Here is a 16,810-nt window from a genome sequence, read left to right on the forward strand (position 1 = left end):
TCGATGATCGGTCTCAGCACCGCAGCACTCCGTCCACACCCCCACCGGTCGTCCCCAGACGTGACGCCGAGGCTCCCGCCCGGACGGTCGCGCCCAGCACTCTCGATCCCGCCGCCGGAGCGCCCGGACGGCGTGGACGAGGGAGCCGGCCATGGCCACCACTCGCGGGAGACCCGACCGGGAGACGCTGGGGCGGCGCGGGGAGGATCTCGCGGCCGACCACCTCGCGGCCCGCGGGCTGGTCGTGCTCGACCGCAACTGGCGCTGCCGCGAGGGCGAGCTCGACGTCGTCGCCGCAGCGGGTGACCGCCTCGTCGTCGCCGAGGTGAAGACGCGCTCGGGCACGGGCTACGGCACGGCCGAGGCGGTCACGCACGCCAAGGCCGCCCGCATCCGGCGTCTCGCGCAGCGCTGGCTGGCCGAGCGGCACGCCGCCGGCGGCTCCGGGTTCGCCGAGGTGCGCTTCGACGTCGTCGCGGTGCTCCTGGCGCCGGGTGCGGCGCCGCAGCTCGAGCACTACGAGGGGGCGTTCTGACGTGGCGCTCGCGTGCGCGTGGTCGATCGGGCTGCGCGGGGTCGACGGCGAGGTCGTCGAGATCGAGGCGGACATCGGGCAGGGACTGCCCGGGGTGTCGCTGGTGGGGCTGCCGGACGCGGCGCTCGCGGAGTCCCGCGACCGGGTGCGGGCGGCGGTGGTGAACTCCGGAGAGACCTGGCCGGCGCGCCGCATCACGCTGGCCCTGTCTCCGGCGACGCTGCCGAAGCAGGGCAGCGGGTACGACCTGGCGCTGGCCTGCTCGGTGCTCGCCGCGGCGGGCGCGGTGCCGCTCGCCCGCCTGCGGGGGGTGGTGCTGCTCGGCGAGCTGGCGCTCGACGGTCGGGTGCGCGGTGTGCGCGGGGTCCTGCCGGCCCTGCTCGCGGCCCGGCGGCTCGGGGTGGAGCGCGTGGTGGTGCCGGCGGCCGCGGCCGTCGAGGCGGGCCTGGTGGAGGGCCTGGAGGTGTTCGGGGCCGAGCACCTGTCCGACGTGCTGGCCTGGCTGCGCGGGAAGCACGGGACGCTGGGCGCGGTCCGGGCCGGCGCGCGTCCCCGCGGCGGCGCCCCGCCGGACGACCTCGCCGACGTCGTCGGGCAGCTCGCGGCCCGCCGGGCGGTGGAGATCGCGGCGGCCGGGGGCCACCACCTGCTGATGGTCGGCCCGCCCGGCTCGGGCAAGACGATGTTGGCGCGCCGCATGACGGGGCTCCTGCCCGACCTCGACGTGGACGCCGCGCTGCAGGTGGCGGCGGTGCGCTCGCTGGCGGGGGCGCTCGATCCCCAGGAGGCCCTGCCCGCCGCGCCGCCCTTCGTCGCCCCGCACCACTCGGTGTCCTCGGCCGCGCTCGTCGGTGGGGGCAGCGGCCTGGCCCGGCCGGGCGCGGTGTCGCTAGCCCACCGCGGCGTCCTCTTCCTGGACGAGATCTACGAGTTCGCTCCGCACGTGCTGGAGATGCTGCGCACGCCGCTCGAGGACGGCGAGGTCCGCCTCGCGCGCACCGACGGCGTCGTCCGCTATCCGGCCCGCTTCCAGCTGGTGATGGCAGCCAACCCGTGCCCGTGCGCCCCGCCCCGGGACACCGACTGCACCTGCTCGAGCCTCACGAAGCGCCGCTATGTGGCGCGCCTGTCGGGTCCGATGCTCGACCGCGTCGACCTGCGCGTGTCGTTGCGGGCGGTCGAGGGGCTCTCCTGGGCGGGCGGGCCCACCGAGGGGCTCGAGGAGGTGCCGGAGGACACCGCGGCCGTCCGGGCGCGGGTCCTCGCGGCCCGGGCGGCGGCCCGCGAACGGTGGCGGGACGCGGGGTGGCCCACCAACGCCGAGGTGCCCGGGCCCGAGCTGCGCCGGCGCGGGCGGCTCCCGCACGACGCCACCGCGGTCCTCGAGCGCCAGCTGCGCTCCGGGGCGATGACCGCGCGCGGGGCGGACCGCGCGCTCCGGGTCGCCTGGACGATCAGCGACCTGCGTGCCGCGGCGGGGCCGGAGATGTCCGACGTCGTCGAGGCGATCGGGTTCAAGGGCTTCGTGAACGACCCCGACGGCGAGCCGGGCGGGTGGGCCGTCGCATGAGCACGACGACGGCGACGGACGCCGCGGTGCTCCCTCCGGTGCCGCCCGAGGTGCTCCGGGCCCGCGCGTACCTGTCCCGGGTCGCGGAGCCGCCCGCACCGGCTCTCGGCGCCCTCGTCGAGGAGATCGGTCCGGTCGACGCGGCGCAGCTGGTCCGCGAGGGCACCGCCCACGGACCCCACGCGCTGCCCCCGGCCGTGACCGCCGAGACCGCGGCCCGGCGGGGCACCGACCGCGCCGCGGCCGACCTCGCGCTGCTCGCCGCCCGCGGCGGGCGGCTGATCGTCCCCGAGGACCCGGAGTGGCCGGAGGCGGCGCTCGCGGGCCTCGGGGTGGCCGCCGGTCCGGACGGGACGGTCGGGCTCGAGGGCGCCCCGGTGCGCGACGGCCCGGCGGTGCCCCTCGCGCTGTGGGCGTGCGGCCCGGGGCGGCTCGACGACGCGCCCCGGCGCTGGGTGGGCATGGTCGGGGCCCGCGCGGCCGGCGAGTACGGGCTGTGGGTCGCGCGCGACTGGTCGGCGGAGCTCGCCGACCGCGGCGTCACGGTGGTCTCGGGGGCCGCGCTCGGGGTGGACGGCGCCGCGCACCGCGGCGCCCTCGCCGTCGGCGGGCGGACGGTGGCGGTCCTGGCGTGCGGCATCGACCGGTCCTACCCGCCCACCCACGCCACGCTGCTCGACCACATCGCGCGCACCGGCCTGGTGCTCACCGAGTACCCGCCGGGCGCGACGCCCGCGCGACACCGCTTCCTCGTGCGCAACCGCCTGATCGCCGCCCTGAGCGCCGGCACCCTCGTCGTCGAGGCGGCCGCCCGGTCCGGGGCCATGCGCACGGCGCTCGTGGCCGAGGCGCTGGGACGGGCCGTCATGGTGGTGCCGGGGCCGGTCACCTCGGCGCTCTCCCTCGGGTGCCACGAGCTCGCTCGGCGCCCGGCCGTGTCGGTCGCGGGCCGGGCCGCGCACGTCCTCGAGGAGGTGGGGCCCGTGGGGGACGCCCTGGCCCCGCCGCCGACGACGCCGCACCGGCCGACCGACGGTCTCGACGCCGGCGCCCTGCGCGTGCGTGAGGCCCTGCCGCTGCGCGCGGCACGCACCCCGGAACGCCTCGCCCACGACAGCGGTGTGGATCCCGCGGAGGTCGTCGGCCATCTGTGGGTGCTCGCGGCGCGGGGGCTCGTCGTCGAGGAGAACGGGCGATGGCGTCGACGACCCGGCTGACGACCCGGCTGGGGCCCCCGCGGCGTGGGGATCCTGTGGGGGACGCCCCGACGCTCCACCGGGTGGCGCACCGGCCCCGACCAACGGTCGGACCACGGGCGCCTCCGGATCGCGGAACGCGGTCCGGTCCGGACGGCGCGCCCAGCGGTACGTCCGGCCCATCGTGGCGGCGCGGTTCTCCCGGATCCGATCACCCGCTCGAGCGATCTCGAGGGCGCCGACTCCTCGGCGAGGGCTGTCGGCGGCCATGGAGTCGACCGGGGTGAACAGGCACAGAGCGACGAACGGTTGCAGAGCGCGACGAATGGATCCGCTCCTCGATGGTGGCCCACGGTCACCGCACGACACGCGTCGGTGCTTGACCCTGGCCTGTCGGATCGAGAGTCTTCACCGCGATGACCGGCACGTTCTCTCCCGACGACTCCACCGGAGGCCCCCGTGGGCCGCGCCGGTCACCCGGTCGAGGGCGCTCTCGTGGGTTCCCCTTCGACCCGGTTACGTCGTCACGCTCCGCGTTCACCGAGACGGACGCCGACGGCGCGTCGGACCCCGCGGGTCGGGCTCCGATGGACGCCGCCGGTGACGATCAGTCGGTGGTCCCCGGGCCCCGTGTCGGTGGATCGGCGGTCGAGGCTTCGACCGTGCGCGCCGGGGTGGCCGCTGCCGTGCCCGCCGTTGTCCCCGCCGCCGCGCACCTCGAGGCGTACGAGGCGCACCTGCGGTACGAGCGGGCGCTCTCCCCCCACACGGTCCGGGCCTACCGGGGCGACGTCACCACGCTGCTCGACCACCTCCGCCTCCAGGTCCACGGCCCCGACGCCGCGGGGGACACCCCGCTCGACCTCGCAGGCCTCGACCTGACCGGGCTGCGCTCCTGGCTCGCCGCGGGGCGTTCGCGCGGCGCGAGCCGGACCACGCTGGCCCGTCGCGCGGCGGCGGCCCGCACGTTCACGGCGTGGGCGGTGCGCACCGGGCGGGCGCCCAGCGACGCCGGCGCCCGCCTCGCCTCGCCCCGCGCGCACCGGCGGCTGCCCGAGGTGCTGCGCGCCGACCAGGCGGCCGACGCCCTGCGCGCCGCGGCGTCGGGGGCAGCGGAGGGCGATCCGGTGGCGCTGCGCGACCACCTGCTGCTCGAGCTGCTCTACGCCACCGGCGTGCGCGTCTCCGAGCTCTGCGGACTCGACGTCGACGACGTCGACGACGGCCGTCGCACGCTGCGCGTCCTGGGCAAGGGAGGCAAGGAGCGGACCGTCGTCTACGGCGTGCCCGCGGCCGCGGCCCTCGAGGCCTGGCGACGTGACGGCCGGCCCGCACTCGCGGTCCCGACCTCCCCGCCGGCGCTGCTGCTCGGCGCCCGCGGGGGACGACTCGACCCGCGCATCGCGCGCACGGTCGTGCACGACGCGGCGGGGGCGGTGCCGGGGGCACCCGACATCGCGCCGCACGGTCTCCGGCACTCGGCGGCCACACACCTGCTCGAGGGGGGAGCGGATCTGAGGAGCGTTCAGGAACTGCTGGGTCATGCGTCACCCGCGACGACCCAGCTCTACACCCACGTGTCCGCCGAGCGACTGAGGGCCATCCATGACACCGCCCACCCCCGCGCCTGAACCGCGGCGCGACGGCGCGTCGGTGGCGACCACGGCGGCCCCGCCCACCGGTCCGCTGCCGGCCCTGCCGGGCATCGACTCCGACGCCGCCGTCCGTGCCGCAGGCGCGGCCGCCCGGACCCCACGCCGGGCGCCCCGACGCGAGCCTGCGGGCCCGGTCACCGACGGTGCCACCGCGCTCGCGCCGGTGCCCGCACCCGCCGACGGGTCGCGCGACGCCGCCCACGCGGCCGTGCACGCCCTGCCCGCCACGCTCGGACGCGTCGCGGCCGGCGCCCCCGACGAGGAGGCGCTGGTCGAGGCCGGCATCGCCGAGCTCTGGGCGGCGTTCGAGGCCGACCCGCGCAAGTCGACCAAGGACCGGCTGGTCCTGCACTACGCGCCGCTCGTCAAGTACGTCGCGGGGCGCGTGGGCACCGGCCTGCCGTCCCACGTCGACGTCGCCGACCTGATCCAGTGCGGGATCTTCGGGCTGGTCGACGCGATCGAGCGCTTCGAGCCGGACCGCGGGCGCAAGTTCGAGGTCTACGCGATGCAGCGCATCCGCGGCGCGATCCTCGACGAGCTCCGCTCCCAGGACTGGGTGCCGCGGTCGGTGCGCTCGCGGGCGCGGGAGATCGAGCGGGCCATCGAGCGCCTCGAGGGCCGCGAGCAGCGGTCCTGCAGCGACTCCGAGCTCGCGCAGGAGCTCGACACGTCGACCGAGGACCTGCGTTCGACGTTCGGGCAGATCGCGATGACCAGCGTCGCCGCCCTCGACGAGCTCGTCGCCGCCGGTCGCGCCGGCGGCGGCGGCGGCGACGGCGGGTCCGCGCCGTCGCTGGCCGACTCGCTGCCCGACACCGACGCCGAGGACCCCCTCGCCGCGATGGAGGACCGCGAGACGCGGCGCCTGCTCGCGGAGGCGGTCGGGCAGCTCGCCGAGCGCGACCGCACCGTGGTGGGCCTCTACTACTTCGAGAACCTCACCCTCGCCGAGATCGGGCGGGTCCTCGGGGTCACCGAGTCCCGGGTGTGCCAGCTGCACACGCGCGCCGTGATGCGCCTGCGCGGGCGTCTCGCGGAGCTGCAGCACGCCTGAGCCGGTTCACGGGTCGGTCGGCAGCAGCCGCACACGCCCGAGGCCCAGGAGCAGCAGGGGGTCCAGGTACTCGAGGGCGCCCACCGCGCCGGTGGTCGACGGGCGGCGCAGGCCCCAGTGCAGGCACGCCGCGACGGGGCAGCCGCGGTGCCCGGGGTCGAGGACGCCCAGCGGGTCGCCGCGCCGCACCGGTGTGCCCGGCGCGACGGTGACGGTGAGCGGCTCGTAGGTCGTGCGCAGGCCGTCGTCGTGCTGCACGGAGACCACGCCCCGCCCGGCCAGGCGGGCGGCGTGGACGACGACGCCGTCACCGGCGGCGAGCACCGTGAGCCCGGGTCGTCCGGCGAGGTCGGCACCGCGGTGCCCGCGCCCGTAGTAGTGCGGCGGCGGGTCGAACAGCCGCGTCGCGGCGCCCGGCACGCCGGCCCGGGCGGGCGCGCCGTCGCCGCCCACGCCCGTCAGCGGCCAGCCGTAGGCCCCGACCGGTACCACCGGCGGGGGAGCGGGCGCGCCGGCGGCGGGGGAGCCGGTGGCCAGGAGCGTCGCCACCAGTGCGGCCAGGGACAGGCCGCGGGCGAGAGTCGTCGTCACATCCGGTTCGACGCACCAGATCCCTCATCGGCTCCCTCGGGCCGCGAGCCGGTGGATTTCCTGACGTTGAAGGTCAGCGTGGCCCCCACGCTGGCACACCCCGTGCGCCGCCCCGTTCGCCCGCAGCAGGGCGCGCAGAGGGCGCGGGTGGGCCGGGAGTAGACTCGTGACCAGCGGTCCGTCCTCTCCCCGTCCGCGGGGAGCTGATCGGGCCGACTTCGCGTGCCCTCTCAAGCGCCCGCACGCTCAGGCGCTGCCACAACCGCATCCGGGCGGTCCCGCCACAGGCGGGTTCCGGATCGGTCATGAGGGCACCAGGGCGGCGGCCCGACCCGGGACCGTCGCAGCAAACCGCCGGGCCCGAGCACGTGTCGGGCCACCGAGAGAGGTAGTTCCACCGCATGGCCGTCGTCACGATGCGCCAGCTGCTGGACTCGGGTGTCCACTTCGGACACCAGACCCGCCGCTGGAACCCCAAGATGCGCCGCTTCATCTTCACGGAGCGCAACGGCATCTACATCATCGACCTGCAGCAGACGCTGTCCTACGTCGATCGCGCCTACGAGTTCGTGAAGCAGACCGTCGCCCACGGCGGCACGGTGCTCTTCGTCGGCACGAAGAAGCAGGCCCAGGAGGCCATCGACGAGCAGGCGCGTCGCGTCGGTATGCCGTTCGTCAACCAGCGCTGGCTGGGCGGCATGCTCACCAACTTCCAGACCGTGCACAAGCGCCTCCAGCGGCTCAAGGAGCTGGAGGCCATGGAGCAGAGCGGGGGCTTCGAGGGTCGCACCAAGAAGGAGATCCTCATGCTCACCCGCGAGCACGACAAGCTCGAGAAGACGCTCGGCGGCATCCGCGACATGGGCCGCGTGCCCAGCGCGGTGTGGGTGGTCGACACCAAGAAGGAGCACATCGCGGTCGGTGAGGCCCGGAAGCTCAACATCCCGGTCGTCGCCATCCTCGACACCAACTGCGACCCCGACGAGGTCGACTACCCGATCCCGGGCAACGACGACGCGATCCGCTCGGCGGCCCTGCTGACCCGCGTGGTCGCGCAGGCCTGCGCCGACGGCCTCCAGGCCCGCGGCCAGCGCAACGGCGGCGGCGACGGCGAGCGCGGCGAGGACGAGCCGCTGGCCGAGTGGGAGCAGGAGCTCATGGCGTCCGGCGGGGACGGCGCGAGCGCGCCGACCGGCCTGGAGCAGGGCAGCACCAGCTCCGCGGTCGACGCGCCGGGCGACTCGCCGGTCGCGACGCCCGAGGCCGAGGCCACCGCCGCGGCCGCCGGGGACGACACCACGCCGGTCAGCCGCCCCGAGCGGACGGCCGGCACGGTCGACGCCAACTCGGAGAGCGACGACAACGCGATCGCCGCGGCGCCGGAGGCCGGTCAGGTCAACGGCACGCCGCAGGGCTGACAGGCCCGCAGGCGACACGACAACGACGACGAGGAACGGACGAGAGCCGCACCATGGCGAACTACACCGCTGCGGACGTGAAGAAGCTCCGGGACCTCACCGGGTCCGGGATGATGGACTGCAAGAAGGCCCTCGAGCAGTCCGAGGGCGACCTCGACGCGGCCGTCGAGGCGCTGCGCATCAAGGGTGCGAAGGACGTGGGCAAGCGGGCCGGCCGCACCACCGCCAACGGCATCGTGGCGGCCCGTGACGGCGCGATGATCGAGCTCAACTCCGAGACCGACTTCGTGGCCAAGAACGCCGACTTCGTGCAGCTCGCCGAGGACATCCTCGGCGTCGCGCTGGAGAACAGCACCAAGGACCTGGAGTCCCTCAAGGCCGCCACCCTCGGGCAGGGCACGGTCGACGAGAAGGTCCAGGAGCTCTCGGCGCGCATCGGCGAGAAGCTCGAGCTGCGTCGCGTGGCCGTGCTCGACGGCCCCACCGCGACGTACCTGCACCGGCGGTCCTCGGACCTGCCCCCGGCCATCGGCGTGGTCGTCGCCTACACCGGCGACGGGGACGACGCGTCGGAGGCGGCCCGCGGCGCGGCCATGCAGGTCGCGGCGGCGCGCCCGCTCTACACCACGCGCGACGAGGTCCCGAGCGACGTGGTGGAGAACGAGCGCCGCATCGCCGAGGCCACCGCCCGCGAGGAGGGCAAGCCCGAGAAGATCCTCGAGAAGATCGTCGAGGGTCGCCTCAACGGCTACTACAAGGACACCGTGCTCCTCGAGCAGGACTCGGTGTCGGTGGACAAGAAGTCGGTCGGCAAGGTGCTGGAGGAGGCGGGCGTCAGCGTCCGCACCTTCGCGCGCTTCGAGGTCGGCCAGCCCTGACGAACCGCTCACGGCGCCGGTGCCCGGGTGACCGGGCGCCGGCGCCGTGACGGCGGCACCGCCGGAACCCCGTGGTGGAGGAGAGCGTGGCGAGTCCCCAGACCGTGTCCGAGGCCGGTCCCGATGCCCGCCCCGGTCATCGCCGGGTCCTGCTCAAGCTCGGCGGTGAGATGTTCGGCGGCGGCGCCGTCGGCGTCGACCCCGTGGTCGTGCGGACCGTCGCTCGCCAGATCGCCGACGTCGTGGCCTCCGGCGTCGAGATCGCCGTCGTCATCGGCGGCGGCAACTTCTTCCGCGGCGAGGAGCTGCACCGCTACGGGATGCAGCGCCAGCGTGCCGACTACATGGGGATGCTCGGCACGGTCATGAACTGCCTGGCCCTGCAGGACTTCCTCGAGCGCGAGCACCACATCGACACCCGGGTGCAGACGGCCATCACGATGGGCCAGGTCGCCGAGTCCTACATCCCACGCCGCGCGATGCGCCACCTCGAGAAGGGTCGCGTCGTCATCTTCGGCGCCGGCGTGGGCATGCCCTACTTCTCGACCGACACCACCGCGGCGCAGCGTGCCCTCGAGATCGAGTGCGAGGTCGTCCTGCTGGCCAAGGGCGTGGACGGCGTGTTCACCGCCGACCCGAAGACCGACCCGACGGCGACGATGTACCACGAGATCTCCCACCGCGAGGTGCTGGAGAAGGGCCTGAAGGTCGCCGACGCGACCGCCTTCAGCCTCTGCATGGACAACAACATGCCGATCATGGTGTTCAACCTGCTCGTCGAGGGGAACATCGCCCGTGCGGTGCGGGGTGAGAGGATCGGGACGCTGGTCCACACCCCCTCCGGTCCCTGAGGAGAGCCCACATGATCGACGAGACGCTCCTCGACGCCGAGGAGAAGATGGAGAAGGCGGTCAGCGTCGCCAAGGACGACCTCGGCGGTGTGCGCACCGGCCGGGCCAGCCCGGCGATGTTCAACCGCATCCAGGTCGAGTACTACGGCGCCTGGACCCCGCTCAACCAGCTGGCCTCGGTGCAGGTCCCCGAGGCCCGCATGGCCGTCATCAAGCCCTATGACGCCAGCCAGCTGCAGAGCATGGAGCGCGCGATCCGCGACTCCGACCTCGGCGTCAACCCCAGCAACGACGGCCAGATCATCCGCGTCGTGTTCCCGCAGCTCTCCGAGGAGCGGCGCAAGGACATGGTCAAGGTCGCACGCAGCAAGGGCGAGGACGCCAAGGTCTCGATCCGCAGCGTGCGCCGCACGGCGATGACCGAGCTGCAGCGCATCGTGAAGGACGGCGAGGCCGGCGAGGACGAGACCGGGCGGGCGGAGAAGGAGCTCGAATCCGTCACCTCCCGCTACGTCGCGGCGGTGGACGACCTGGTGAAGAACAAGGAAGCCGAGCTCCTCGAGGTCTGACGTGCCCTCCTCCGCGTCGCGGCCCCGACGGCCCGCCCCCACCGAGTCCCCGGCCTCCCCGGCGGACGCGACCCCGACCGACGGAGTCGAGCCCGAGGACGCCGGCCGCCCCGAGACAGGCCGGCCCGAGGCAGGCCAGTCCGAGGGCGGCCAGTCCGCGGACGCCCCGAAGCGCAGCTCCCGCGCCGGCCGCAACCTGCCCGTCGCCATCGGGGTCGGGCTCGCGATGGGCGCCGTCGCCCTCACCGCGCTGCTCACGGTGCGCCAGACCTGGATCGGGATCCTCGCCGTCACCGCCGTCATCGGGACGTGGGAGCTCTTCGGTGCCCTGCACCGGGGGGCCGGTATCCGTCTCTCGCGCGTCCCGGTGCTCATCGGGGGCCAGGCGATGATCTGGCTGGCGTGGCCGTTCGGCACCGAGGGCATCCTCGGCGCGCTGCTGGTCACGGTGCTCGGGTGCTTCCTGTGGCGCATGCGTCTCGGCGCGGGCGGATACGTGCGCGACGTCGGCGCCTCGATGCTCGTGCTCTGCTGGATCCCGCTGTGCATGGCGTTCGCGACCATGCTCGTCGTCCCCACCGACGGCGCCGCGCGGGTGCTGACGTTCCTCATCGTCGTCATCTGCTCGGACACCGGCGGGTACGCCGCGGGTGCCCTGCTCGGCAAGCACCCGATGGCGCCGAAGATCAGCCCGAAGAAGTCCTGGGAGGGCCTCGTCGGGTCGATCGTCCTGGGCTCGGCGGGCGCCTGCCTGTCCGTCGCGTTCCTGCTCGACGACCGCTGGTGGTACGGCCTGATCATCGGCCCGCTGCTCGTCGCGACGGCGGTCACGGGCGATCTCGTCGAGTCGCTGATCAAGCGCGACCTCGGCATCAAGGACATGGGCTCGGTGCTCCCGGGCCACGGCGGGCTGATGGAGCGCCTGGACTCGCTGGTCACCTCGGCCCCGATGGCCTGGCTCCTCCTCCTCGTCCTGGTACCAGTCCACGGGTGACCCGGTACCGGAGCGGGGACGTCGTCGAGTCCCCCAACATCTGGCGCTGGCCCGAGGTCTACGAACGCGAGAACGCCGCGCAGGACGCCACGGGCGCACTCTGGGACGCGGTGTGCGAGCTGGCGCCGCACGACGGCGCGGACGTCGTGGACGTCGGCTGCGGCGACGGCTACCACCTGCCGCGCTTCGCCGAGCGCGCCCGCACCGTGGTCGGTGTCGAGCCCCATGCCCCGCTCGTGGCGCGGGCCCGCGAGCGCGTGACCGACGACCCCGCATGCCGGGTCGCGCAGGGGAGCGCCGCCGCCCTGCCGCTGGCCGACGACTCCGCCGACGTCGTCCACGCGCGCACCGCCTACTTCTTCGGCCCCGGCTGCGAACCGGGGCTCGCCGAGGCCTCGCGTGTCCTGCGTCCGGGCGGGGTGCTCGTGATCGTCGACCTCGACGCCACCCGCCACTCCTACGGCGCCTGGATGCGCGCGTCGGTGCCCCGCTACGACCCCGCGGCCGCCGAGCGCTTCTTCGCCGACCAGGGCTTCGCCGTGCGCCGCGTCGACACGCAGTGGCGCTTCCCGGACCGCACGACGCTCGCCGACGTCCTGCGCATCGAGTTCAGCCCCGCCGTCGCGCAGAAGGCCATCGACGGCACCCCCGGGCTCGCCCTCTCGGTGGGCTACCGCGTGCACACGCGTCGCGAGCCCGCCGGGCTCCTGCGGCCCTGACGCGCGTCCGGATATATCAGTTCCCCCGACCTCTTGACGTGATCTCGCTCACGGCCGCAGACTCGTTGCGTCAATGACAACCGGTTGCGTATCTCGCAACCTCGTCCGAGCGGTTCGGTGGAGGTGCCCCCGGACGCACGATGAAGTGGAGTGCCGATGACGGACGTCCTGCCCAGCCGGGCCGCGGTCGACATCGCGCCGGGACCAGCCTCGACGGTGGTCACCGAACCGGCGGTCCTGCTGTACCCCCGCCTGCGGAAGTCGCCCTACTTCTGGAAGTCACGGGCGCACGGCGTGGCGATGTACAGCGTCTACAACCACACCTATCACCCCCGGCACTACGGCGACCCGGTCGCCGAGTACTGGGCGCTGCTCGAGGGCGTGACCCTCTGGGACGTCGGCGTCGAGCGCCAGATCGAGATCACCGGCCCGGACGCCTTCGCGTTCACGAACATGCTCGTGCCCCGGGACCTGACGAAGTGCGCCGTGGGGCAGTGCAAGTACGTGTTCATCACCGCCCCGGACGGCGGGATCATCAACGACCCGGTCCTGTTGCGTCTCGAGGAGGATCGCTTCTGGCTCTCGCTCGCCGACTCCGACGTCGGGCTCTGGGCGACGGGGCTGGCCCACGCCGGCGGCTGGGACGTGTCGGTCCGGGAGATCGACGTCGCTCCCGTGCAGGTCCAGGGCCCGAAGGCCAAGGCGCTGGTCACCGACCTCTTCGGGGCCGACGTCGCCGAGATGCCCTACTACCACCTGCGCCACGCCGTGCTGGACGACATGGAGGTCGTCATCAGCCGTACCGGCTACAGCGCGGAGATCGGGTACGAGATCTACCTGCACCAGGCCATCCGCGACGCGGGGAAGCTGTGGGACCGGGTGTGGGAGGCGGGCCGGCCGCACGACCTGCGCCCGATCGGCCCGTGCCACATCCGGCGCATCGAGGGCGGCATGCTCGCCTACGGCTGCGACATCACGCTCGACACCAATCCGCTCGAGGTCGGCTACGACTACACGTGGATGGTCGACCTCGACCAGGAGGCCGACTTCGTCGGCAAGGACGCCCTGATCCGCGCCAAGCAGCGGGGCCTGGACCGCTCGCTGGTCGGTGTGGAGATCGGCGGGGCGCGGCTGGGCACGTTCAACGACGGCTCGATGATCGAGCCGTTCACGGTGCGGGACGGCGCGGGGGCCGTGGTCGGGTCGGTGACCAGCGCCTGCTGGTCGCCGCGGCTCGAGCGCAACATCGGGCTGGCCATGGTTGCCACCCCCTCGACGCCGTTGGGGACGGCGCTGGTGGTGGACGCCGGCGCGGGGGACGGCGGGATGCTGGGGCGTGACGTCCGCGAGGCCGTCGTGGTCGAGAAGCCCTTCGTCGACCCGCGCAAGCAGACTCCCAAGGGCTGAGCGGGGCCGTCATGGAGCCGGGATCCCTCGCCGCGCTGCTCGCCCGGCCGCGCTACGAGGTGGCGCCGGTGGCGGGCGTTCTCGCGGCGGCCGCCGACCTCCCCGCGGGGGCGACGGTCGCCGTCACCGCCTCGCCGAGCCGGGGTCCGGACGCCACGGTGGCGGTCGCCGAGGGGCTCGCGGCCCTCGGGTTCGCCCCCGTGCCGCACCTCGCGGCGCGCAGCCTGCGCGACCGCGGCGAGCTCGCCCTCCACCTCGACCGGCTCGCCGGGGCCGGCGTCCGCGACGTGTTCGTCGTGGGCGGCGACGCCCGGGAGCCTGCCGGGGAGTTCCCCGACGGGCTCGCGGTGCTCCGGGCGATGGAGGAAATGGGCCAACGGCCGCCGCGCGTGGGCGTGCCGTCGTACCCGGACGGCCACCACCGGATCCCCACCGGCGTCCTCTGGACCGACCTGGCGGCCAAGGCAGCGCACGCCGACTACACCGTCACGCAGCTGTGCTTCGACGCCGAGGTCGTCGGGGCGTTCGTCGACGAGGCCCGCGGGCGGGGGATCCGTCTGCCCGTGATCGCCGGCGTCCCGGGTGTCGTCGACGCCGCGCGCCTGGTGCGCGTCAGCGTCCGCATCGGCGTCGCCGACGCCGTGCGCTTCGCCCGCGCGCACCCCGGGACCGCGGGGTCCCTGCTGCGGTCGCGCTCGCACCGTTCCGACGACCTCGTCGAGGCCCTCGCCGCCGGCGGGAGCGACCTCGCGGGGCTGCACGTCTTCACGTTCAACCAGATCGAGCCGACCGTGCGGTGGCTGACCGAGGCCCGCCGCGCGGCCGCCTGAGGCTGGACACCGCGCTGGGAAGGACCCGCCGTGACACCGTTCCCTGACCGTGCCCAGGTCGTCGTGATCGGGGCCGGCATCGTCGGCAACTCCGTGGTGCACCACCTCGCGCGGCTGGGTTGGCGCGACATCCTGCTGGTGGACAAGGGCCCGCTGCCCGACCCGGGCGGCTCGACCGGCCACGCGTCGAACTTCGTGTTCCCCGTCGACCACTCGCGGGAGATCACGCAGCTCACCGCGGACTCGTCGCGGCAGTACGCCGAGCTCGGAACCCTGACGACGTGCGGCGGCATCGAGGTGGCCCGCACCCCGGAGCGCGTCCAGGAGCTGCACCGGCGCATGTCGTCGGCGCACGCGTGGGGCATCGACGCGGAGCTGATCACCCCGGCCGAGGTGGCGGAGAAGGTCCCGTTCCTCGACCCCACGGTCGTGCTCCGGGGGTTCTGGACGCCGTCGGTGGCGGTCGTCGACCCGCTGCGGGCCGGCGAGCTGATGCGCGAGCGGGCCACGGCCGCGGGCGCGCTCACGGTGTCGGCGATGACCGAGGTGCTGGCCGTCGACACCGACGACGGGCGCGTGACCCGGGTCCGCACCGACCGCGGCGACGTCGACACCGAGTACGTCGTCGTCGCATGCGGCGTGTGGAGCCCGCGCATCGCGGCGCTGGCGGGCGCGACGATCCCGCTCACGCCCGCCGTGCACCAGATGATCGACGTCGGCCCGATCGCCGAGCTCGCGGCCACCGGGCGGGAGATCGCGTTCCCGATCGTGCGCGACATGGACCCGCTGATGTACGAGCGGCAGAGCGGCGCCGACCTGGAGATCGGGTCGTACGCCCACCGCCCGATCCTCTGCGAGCCCGACGACATCCCGTCGCTGGCCGCTGCGGCGCTCTCGCCGACGCAGCTGCCGTTCACCCCCGACGACTTCGACCCGCAGATGGAAGCGGCGCTCGAGCTGTTCCACCCCGTCCTCGACCGCCCCGACGCCGGCATCCGGCACGCCATCAACGGGCTGCTCTCCCTCACGCCCGACGGGCACCCGCTGCTCGGGGAGACCCCGGAGGTGCGTGGCCTCTGGTCCGCCGCCGCGGTGTGGATCAAGGAGGGGCCCGGTGTCGGCCGGCTCATCGCCGAGTGGATGACCGAGGGCGCCCCCGAGATCGACGCGGCCGCCTCCGACATCGCCCGCTTCGCCCCGCACGAGCGCACCCGCCACCACGTGCGCGCCCGCGCGTGCGAGGGCTTCAACAAGACCTACGGGATCACGCACCCGCGCGAGCAGTGGAGCTCCGACCGCGGGGTGCGCCGCTCGCCCTTCCACGAGCGCGAGGTGGCCCTCGGCGCGGAGTTCTTCGAGGTGGCGGGCTGGGAGCGCCCGCAGTGGTACGCGTCGAACGCGCCGCTGGTGGCGGAGCTCGGCGTGCCCGACCGCCCGCACGAGTGGGACGCGCGCTGGTGGTCGCCGATCATCGACGCCGAGCACCTGGCGATGCGCCGGAGTGCGGCGATGATCGACCTCAGCGCGTTCTCCCAGTTCGACGTCCGCGGCCCCGGGGCGCTCGCGTACGTCCAGCACCTCACGGTCGCGCAGATGGACCGGCCCGTCGGGCGGGTGATCTACACGCCGGTCCTCGCCCCGGACGGCGGCTTCCGCAGCGACCTGACCGTCGTGCGGCTCGGCGATCGGCACTTCCGGGTGGTCACCGGCGGCTCCGACGGCGCGCGGGACCTGGCGTGGTTCACCCGCCATCTGCCGCGCGACGGGTCGGTGACGCTGACCGACGTCACCTCGGCGGTCTGCACCCTCGGGCTCTGGGGCCCGCGGGCCCGCGACGTCCTCGCGGCGATCACCGACGAGGACGTGTCCGACGCCGCCTTCCCGTTCGCCACCGCGCGCACGATCACGATCGGGTCGATCCCGGTCCTCGCGCTACGCCTGTCCTACGTCGGCGAGCTCGGCTGGGAGCTGCACGCACCCACCGAGTGCGGGCTGCGCCTGTGGGACGCGGTCGCCGAGGCGGGCGCGCCGCACGGTCTCGTGCCGGCCGGCATCGGCGTCTACGGCACCACCGCGCGCATGGAGAAGGGCTACCGGCTCGTCGGCCACGAGCTCGACGCCGAGCACGGGCCGGTGGAGGCGGGGCTCGCTCTGCCCGGGCTGAAGTCCCAGGACTTCGTCGGCAAGGCCGCCTACACCAAGGCCCGCGAGGGCGAGCCCGAGGCGACGCTGTGCACGCTGACGCTCGACCCCGGCGATCCTGCGGGGCATCCACGCTTCCCGCAGGGCGGCGAGCCGGTCCTCACGCCCGACGGCGCCCGGATCACCGACCGCCGGGGCCGGCCGTCGTTCGTCACCAGCGCGGGCGCCGGCCCGTCGCTCGGGACGTACCTGCTGATGGCGTACCTGCCGCCCTGGCACGCCGTCGAGGGCACCGGTCTGCTCGTCGAGTACCTGGGGGAGCGCTACCCGGTGACGGTCGCGCGGGCGGGCCGGACGCCGCTGTTCGACCCCGACGACACCCGGATGAGGTGACGGCG

Annotated in this window: 14 protein-coding genes and 1 pseudogene; 14 read left to right on the top strand and 1 reads right to left on the bottom strand. The window is 74.7% G+C overall.

Features of this window, described 5'->3' with window-relative positions; all coding sequences use genetic code 11:
* Positions 1 to 151 precede the first annotated feature (151 nt).
* The 5 genes from PH189_RS12210 to PH189_RS12230 all read left to right on the top strand — a co-directional run bounded on the left by PH189_RS12210 (position 152) and on the right by PH189_RS12230 (position 6,013).
* A complete protein-coding gene (locus tag PH189_RS12210; RefSeq protein ID WP_274189067.1) occupies positions 152 to 535 on the top strand; it encodes a YraN family protein in 384 nt (127 codons plus the stop codon).
* A gap of 1 nt (position 536) precedes the next feature.
* Positions 537 to 2,105, top strand: a complete 1,569-nt coding sequence (locus PH189_RS12215) for a YifB family Mg chelatase-like AAA ATPase (RefSeq protein WP_274189068.1) — start codon at positions 537 to 539, stop codon at positions 2,103 to 2,105.
* Positions 2,102 to 3,322, top strand: coding sequence for a DNA-processing protein DprA (dprA, locus tag PH189_RS12220; RefSeq protein WP_274189069.1), 1,221 nt, complete (start codon positions 2,102 to 2,104; stop codon positions 3,320 to 3,322). Before PH189_RS12215 ends, dprA begins: the two co-directional genes overlap by 4 nt.
* A gap of 566 nt (positions 3,323 to 3,888) precedes the next feature.
* Entirely contained in the window at positions 3,889 to 4,932 is a 1,044-nt protein-coding gene (locus PH189_RS12225; protein ID WP_420791493.1) for a tyrosine-type recombinase/integrase, read from the top strand.
* Complete coding sequence (locus PH189_RS12230; protein ID WP_274189071.1) at positions 4,907 to 6,013, top strand: FliA/WhiG family RNA polymerase sigma factor; 1,107 nt, start codon at positions 4,907 to 4,909, stop codon at positions 6,011 to 6,013. Before PH189_RS12225 ends, PH189_RS12230 begins: the two co-directional genes overlap by 26 nt.
* 6 nt (positions 6,014 to 6,019) lie before the next feature.
* Here the strand turns inward: PH189_RS12230 and PH189_RS12235 are convergent, their stop codons facing one another.
* Positions 6,020 to 6,604 (bottom strand): M23 family metallopeptidase, encoded by a 585-nt coding sequence (locus PH189_RS12235; protein WP_274189072.1) that lies wholly within the window; start codon positions 6,602 to 6,604, stop codon positions 6,020 to 6,022.
* Between the two features lie 401 nt (positions 6,605 to 7,005).
* Between PH189_RS12235 and rpsB the strand changes: the two are divergent.
* From rpsB to PH189_RS12280, 9 genes and pseudogenes are all read left to right on the top strand, one after another.
* Positions 7,006 to 7,768: pseudogene (gene rpsB / locus PH189_RS12240) on the top strand (30S ribosomal protein S2); the annotation flags it as partial.
* Positions 7,769 to 8,075: 307 nt separating this feature from the next.
* On the top strand, positions 8,076 to 8,900 hold the full coding sequence (gene tsf, locus PH189_RS12245) for a translation elongation factor Ts (protein WP_274189074.1): 825 nt from the start codon (positions 8,076 to 8,078) through the stop codon (positions 8,898 to 8,900).
* A 104-nt stretch (positions 8,901 to 9,004) separates the two neighbouring features.
* Positions 9,005 to 9,751, top strand: a complete 747-nt coding sequence (pyrH, locus tag PH189_RS12250) for a UMP kinase (RefSeq protein ID WP_274189313.1) — start codon at positions 9,005 to 9,007, stop codon at positions 9,749 to 9,751.
* An 11-nt stretch (positions 9,752 to 9,762) separates the two neighbouring features.
* Positions 9,763 to 10,320, top strand: a complete 558-nt coding sequence (gene frr / locus PH189_RS12255; protein ID WP_274189075.1) for a ribosome recycling factor — start codon at positions 9,763 to 9,765, stop codon at positions 10,318 to 10,320.
* A 1-nt stretch (position 10,321) separates the two neighbouring features.
* Positions 10,322 to 11,314: a phosphatidate cytidylyltransferase gene (locus tag PH189_RS12260; RefSeq protein WP_378015020.1), complete on the top strand. Its 993-nt coding sequence runs from the start codon at positions 10,322 to 10,324 to the stop codon at positions 11,312 to 11,314.
* The gene (locus tag PH189_RS12265; protein WP_274189076.1) at positions 11,311 to 12,033 is read left to right on the top strand and encodes a class I SAM-dependent methyltransferase; all 723 of its coding nucleotides are present in this window, start codon (positions 11,311 to 11,313) and stop codon (positions 12,031 to 12,033) included. The genes PH189_RS12260 and PH189_RS12265 overlap by 4 nt, the downstream gene beginning before the upstream one ends.
* A 156-nt stretch (positions 12,034 to 12,189) precedes the next feature.
* Entirely contained in the window at positions 12,190 to 13,440 is a 1,251-nt protein-coding gene (locus tag PH189_RS12270; RefSeq protein WP_274189077.1) for a glycine cleavage T C-terminal barrel domain-containing protein, read from the top strand.
* An 11-nt stretch (positions 13,441 to 13,451) separates the two neighbouring features.
* Positions 13,452 to 14,270 carry a methylenetetrahydrofolate reductase gene (locus PH189_RS12275; RefSeq protein ID WP_274189078.1) on the top strand — a complete coding sequence of 273 codons (819 nt, stop codon included), beginning with the start codon at positions 13,452 to 13,454 and terminating at the stop codon, positions 14,268 to 14,270.
* 30 nt (positions 14,271 to 14,300) lie between these two features.
* Positions 14,301 to 16,805, top strand: coding sequence for a GcvT family protein (locus tag PH189_RS12280; protein ID WP_274189079.1), 2,505 nt, complete (start codon positions 14,301 to 14,303; stop codon positions 16,803 to 16,805).
* The last annotated feature ends 5 nt before the right edge of the window (positions 16,806 to 16,810 follow it).

The organism is Actinomycetospora chibensis, from assembly GCF_028737215.1.
GTDB lineage: Bacteria > Actinomycetota > Actinomycetes > Mycobacteriales > Pseudonocardiaceae > Actinomycetospora > Actinomycetospora chibensis.

Bases quoted from the DNA above. Each gene is read 5' to 3' on its own strand.
- PH189_RS12210 (WP_274189067.1), top strand. From the start codon at position 152: ATGGCCACCACTCGCGGGAGACCCGACCGGGAGACGCTGGGGCGGCGC.
- dprA (WP_274189069.1), top strand. From the start codon at position 2,102: ATGAGCACGACGACGGCGACGGACGCCGCGGTGCTCCCTCCGGTGCCG.
- PH189_RS12225 (WP_420791493.1), top strand. From the start codon at position 3,889: ATGGACGCCGCCGGTGACGATCAGTCGGTGGTCCCCGGGCCCCGTGTC.
- PH189_RS12230 (WP_274189071.1), top strand. From the start codon at position 4,907: ATGACACCGCCCACCCCCGCGCCTGAACCGCGGCGCGACGGCGCGTCG.
- tsf (WP_274189074.1), top strand. From the start codon at position 8,076: ATGGCGAACTACACCGCTGCGGACGTGAAGAAGCTCCGGGACCTCACC.
- frr (WP_274189075.1), top strand. From the start codon at position 9,763: ATGATCGACGAGACGCTCCTCGACGCCGAGGAGAAGATGGAGAAGGCG.
- PH189_RS12270 (WP_274189077.1), top strand. From the start codon at position 12,190: ATGACGGACGTCCTGCCCAGCCGGGCCGCGGTCGACATCGCGCCGGGA.
- PH189_RS12275 (WP_274189078.1), top strand. From the start codon at position 13,452: ATGGAGCCGGGATCCCTCGCCGCGCTGCTCGCCCGGCCGCGCTACGAG.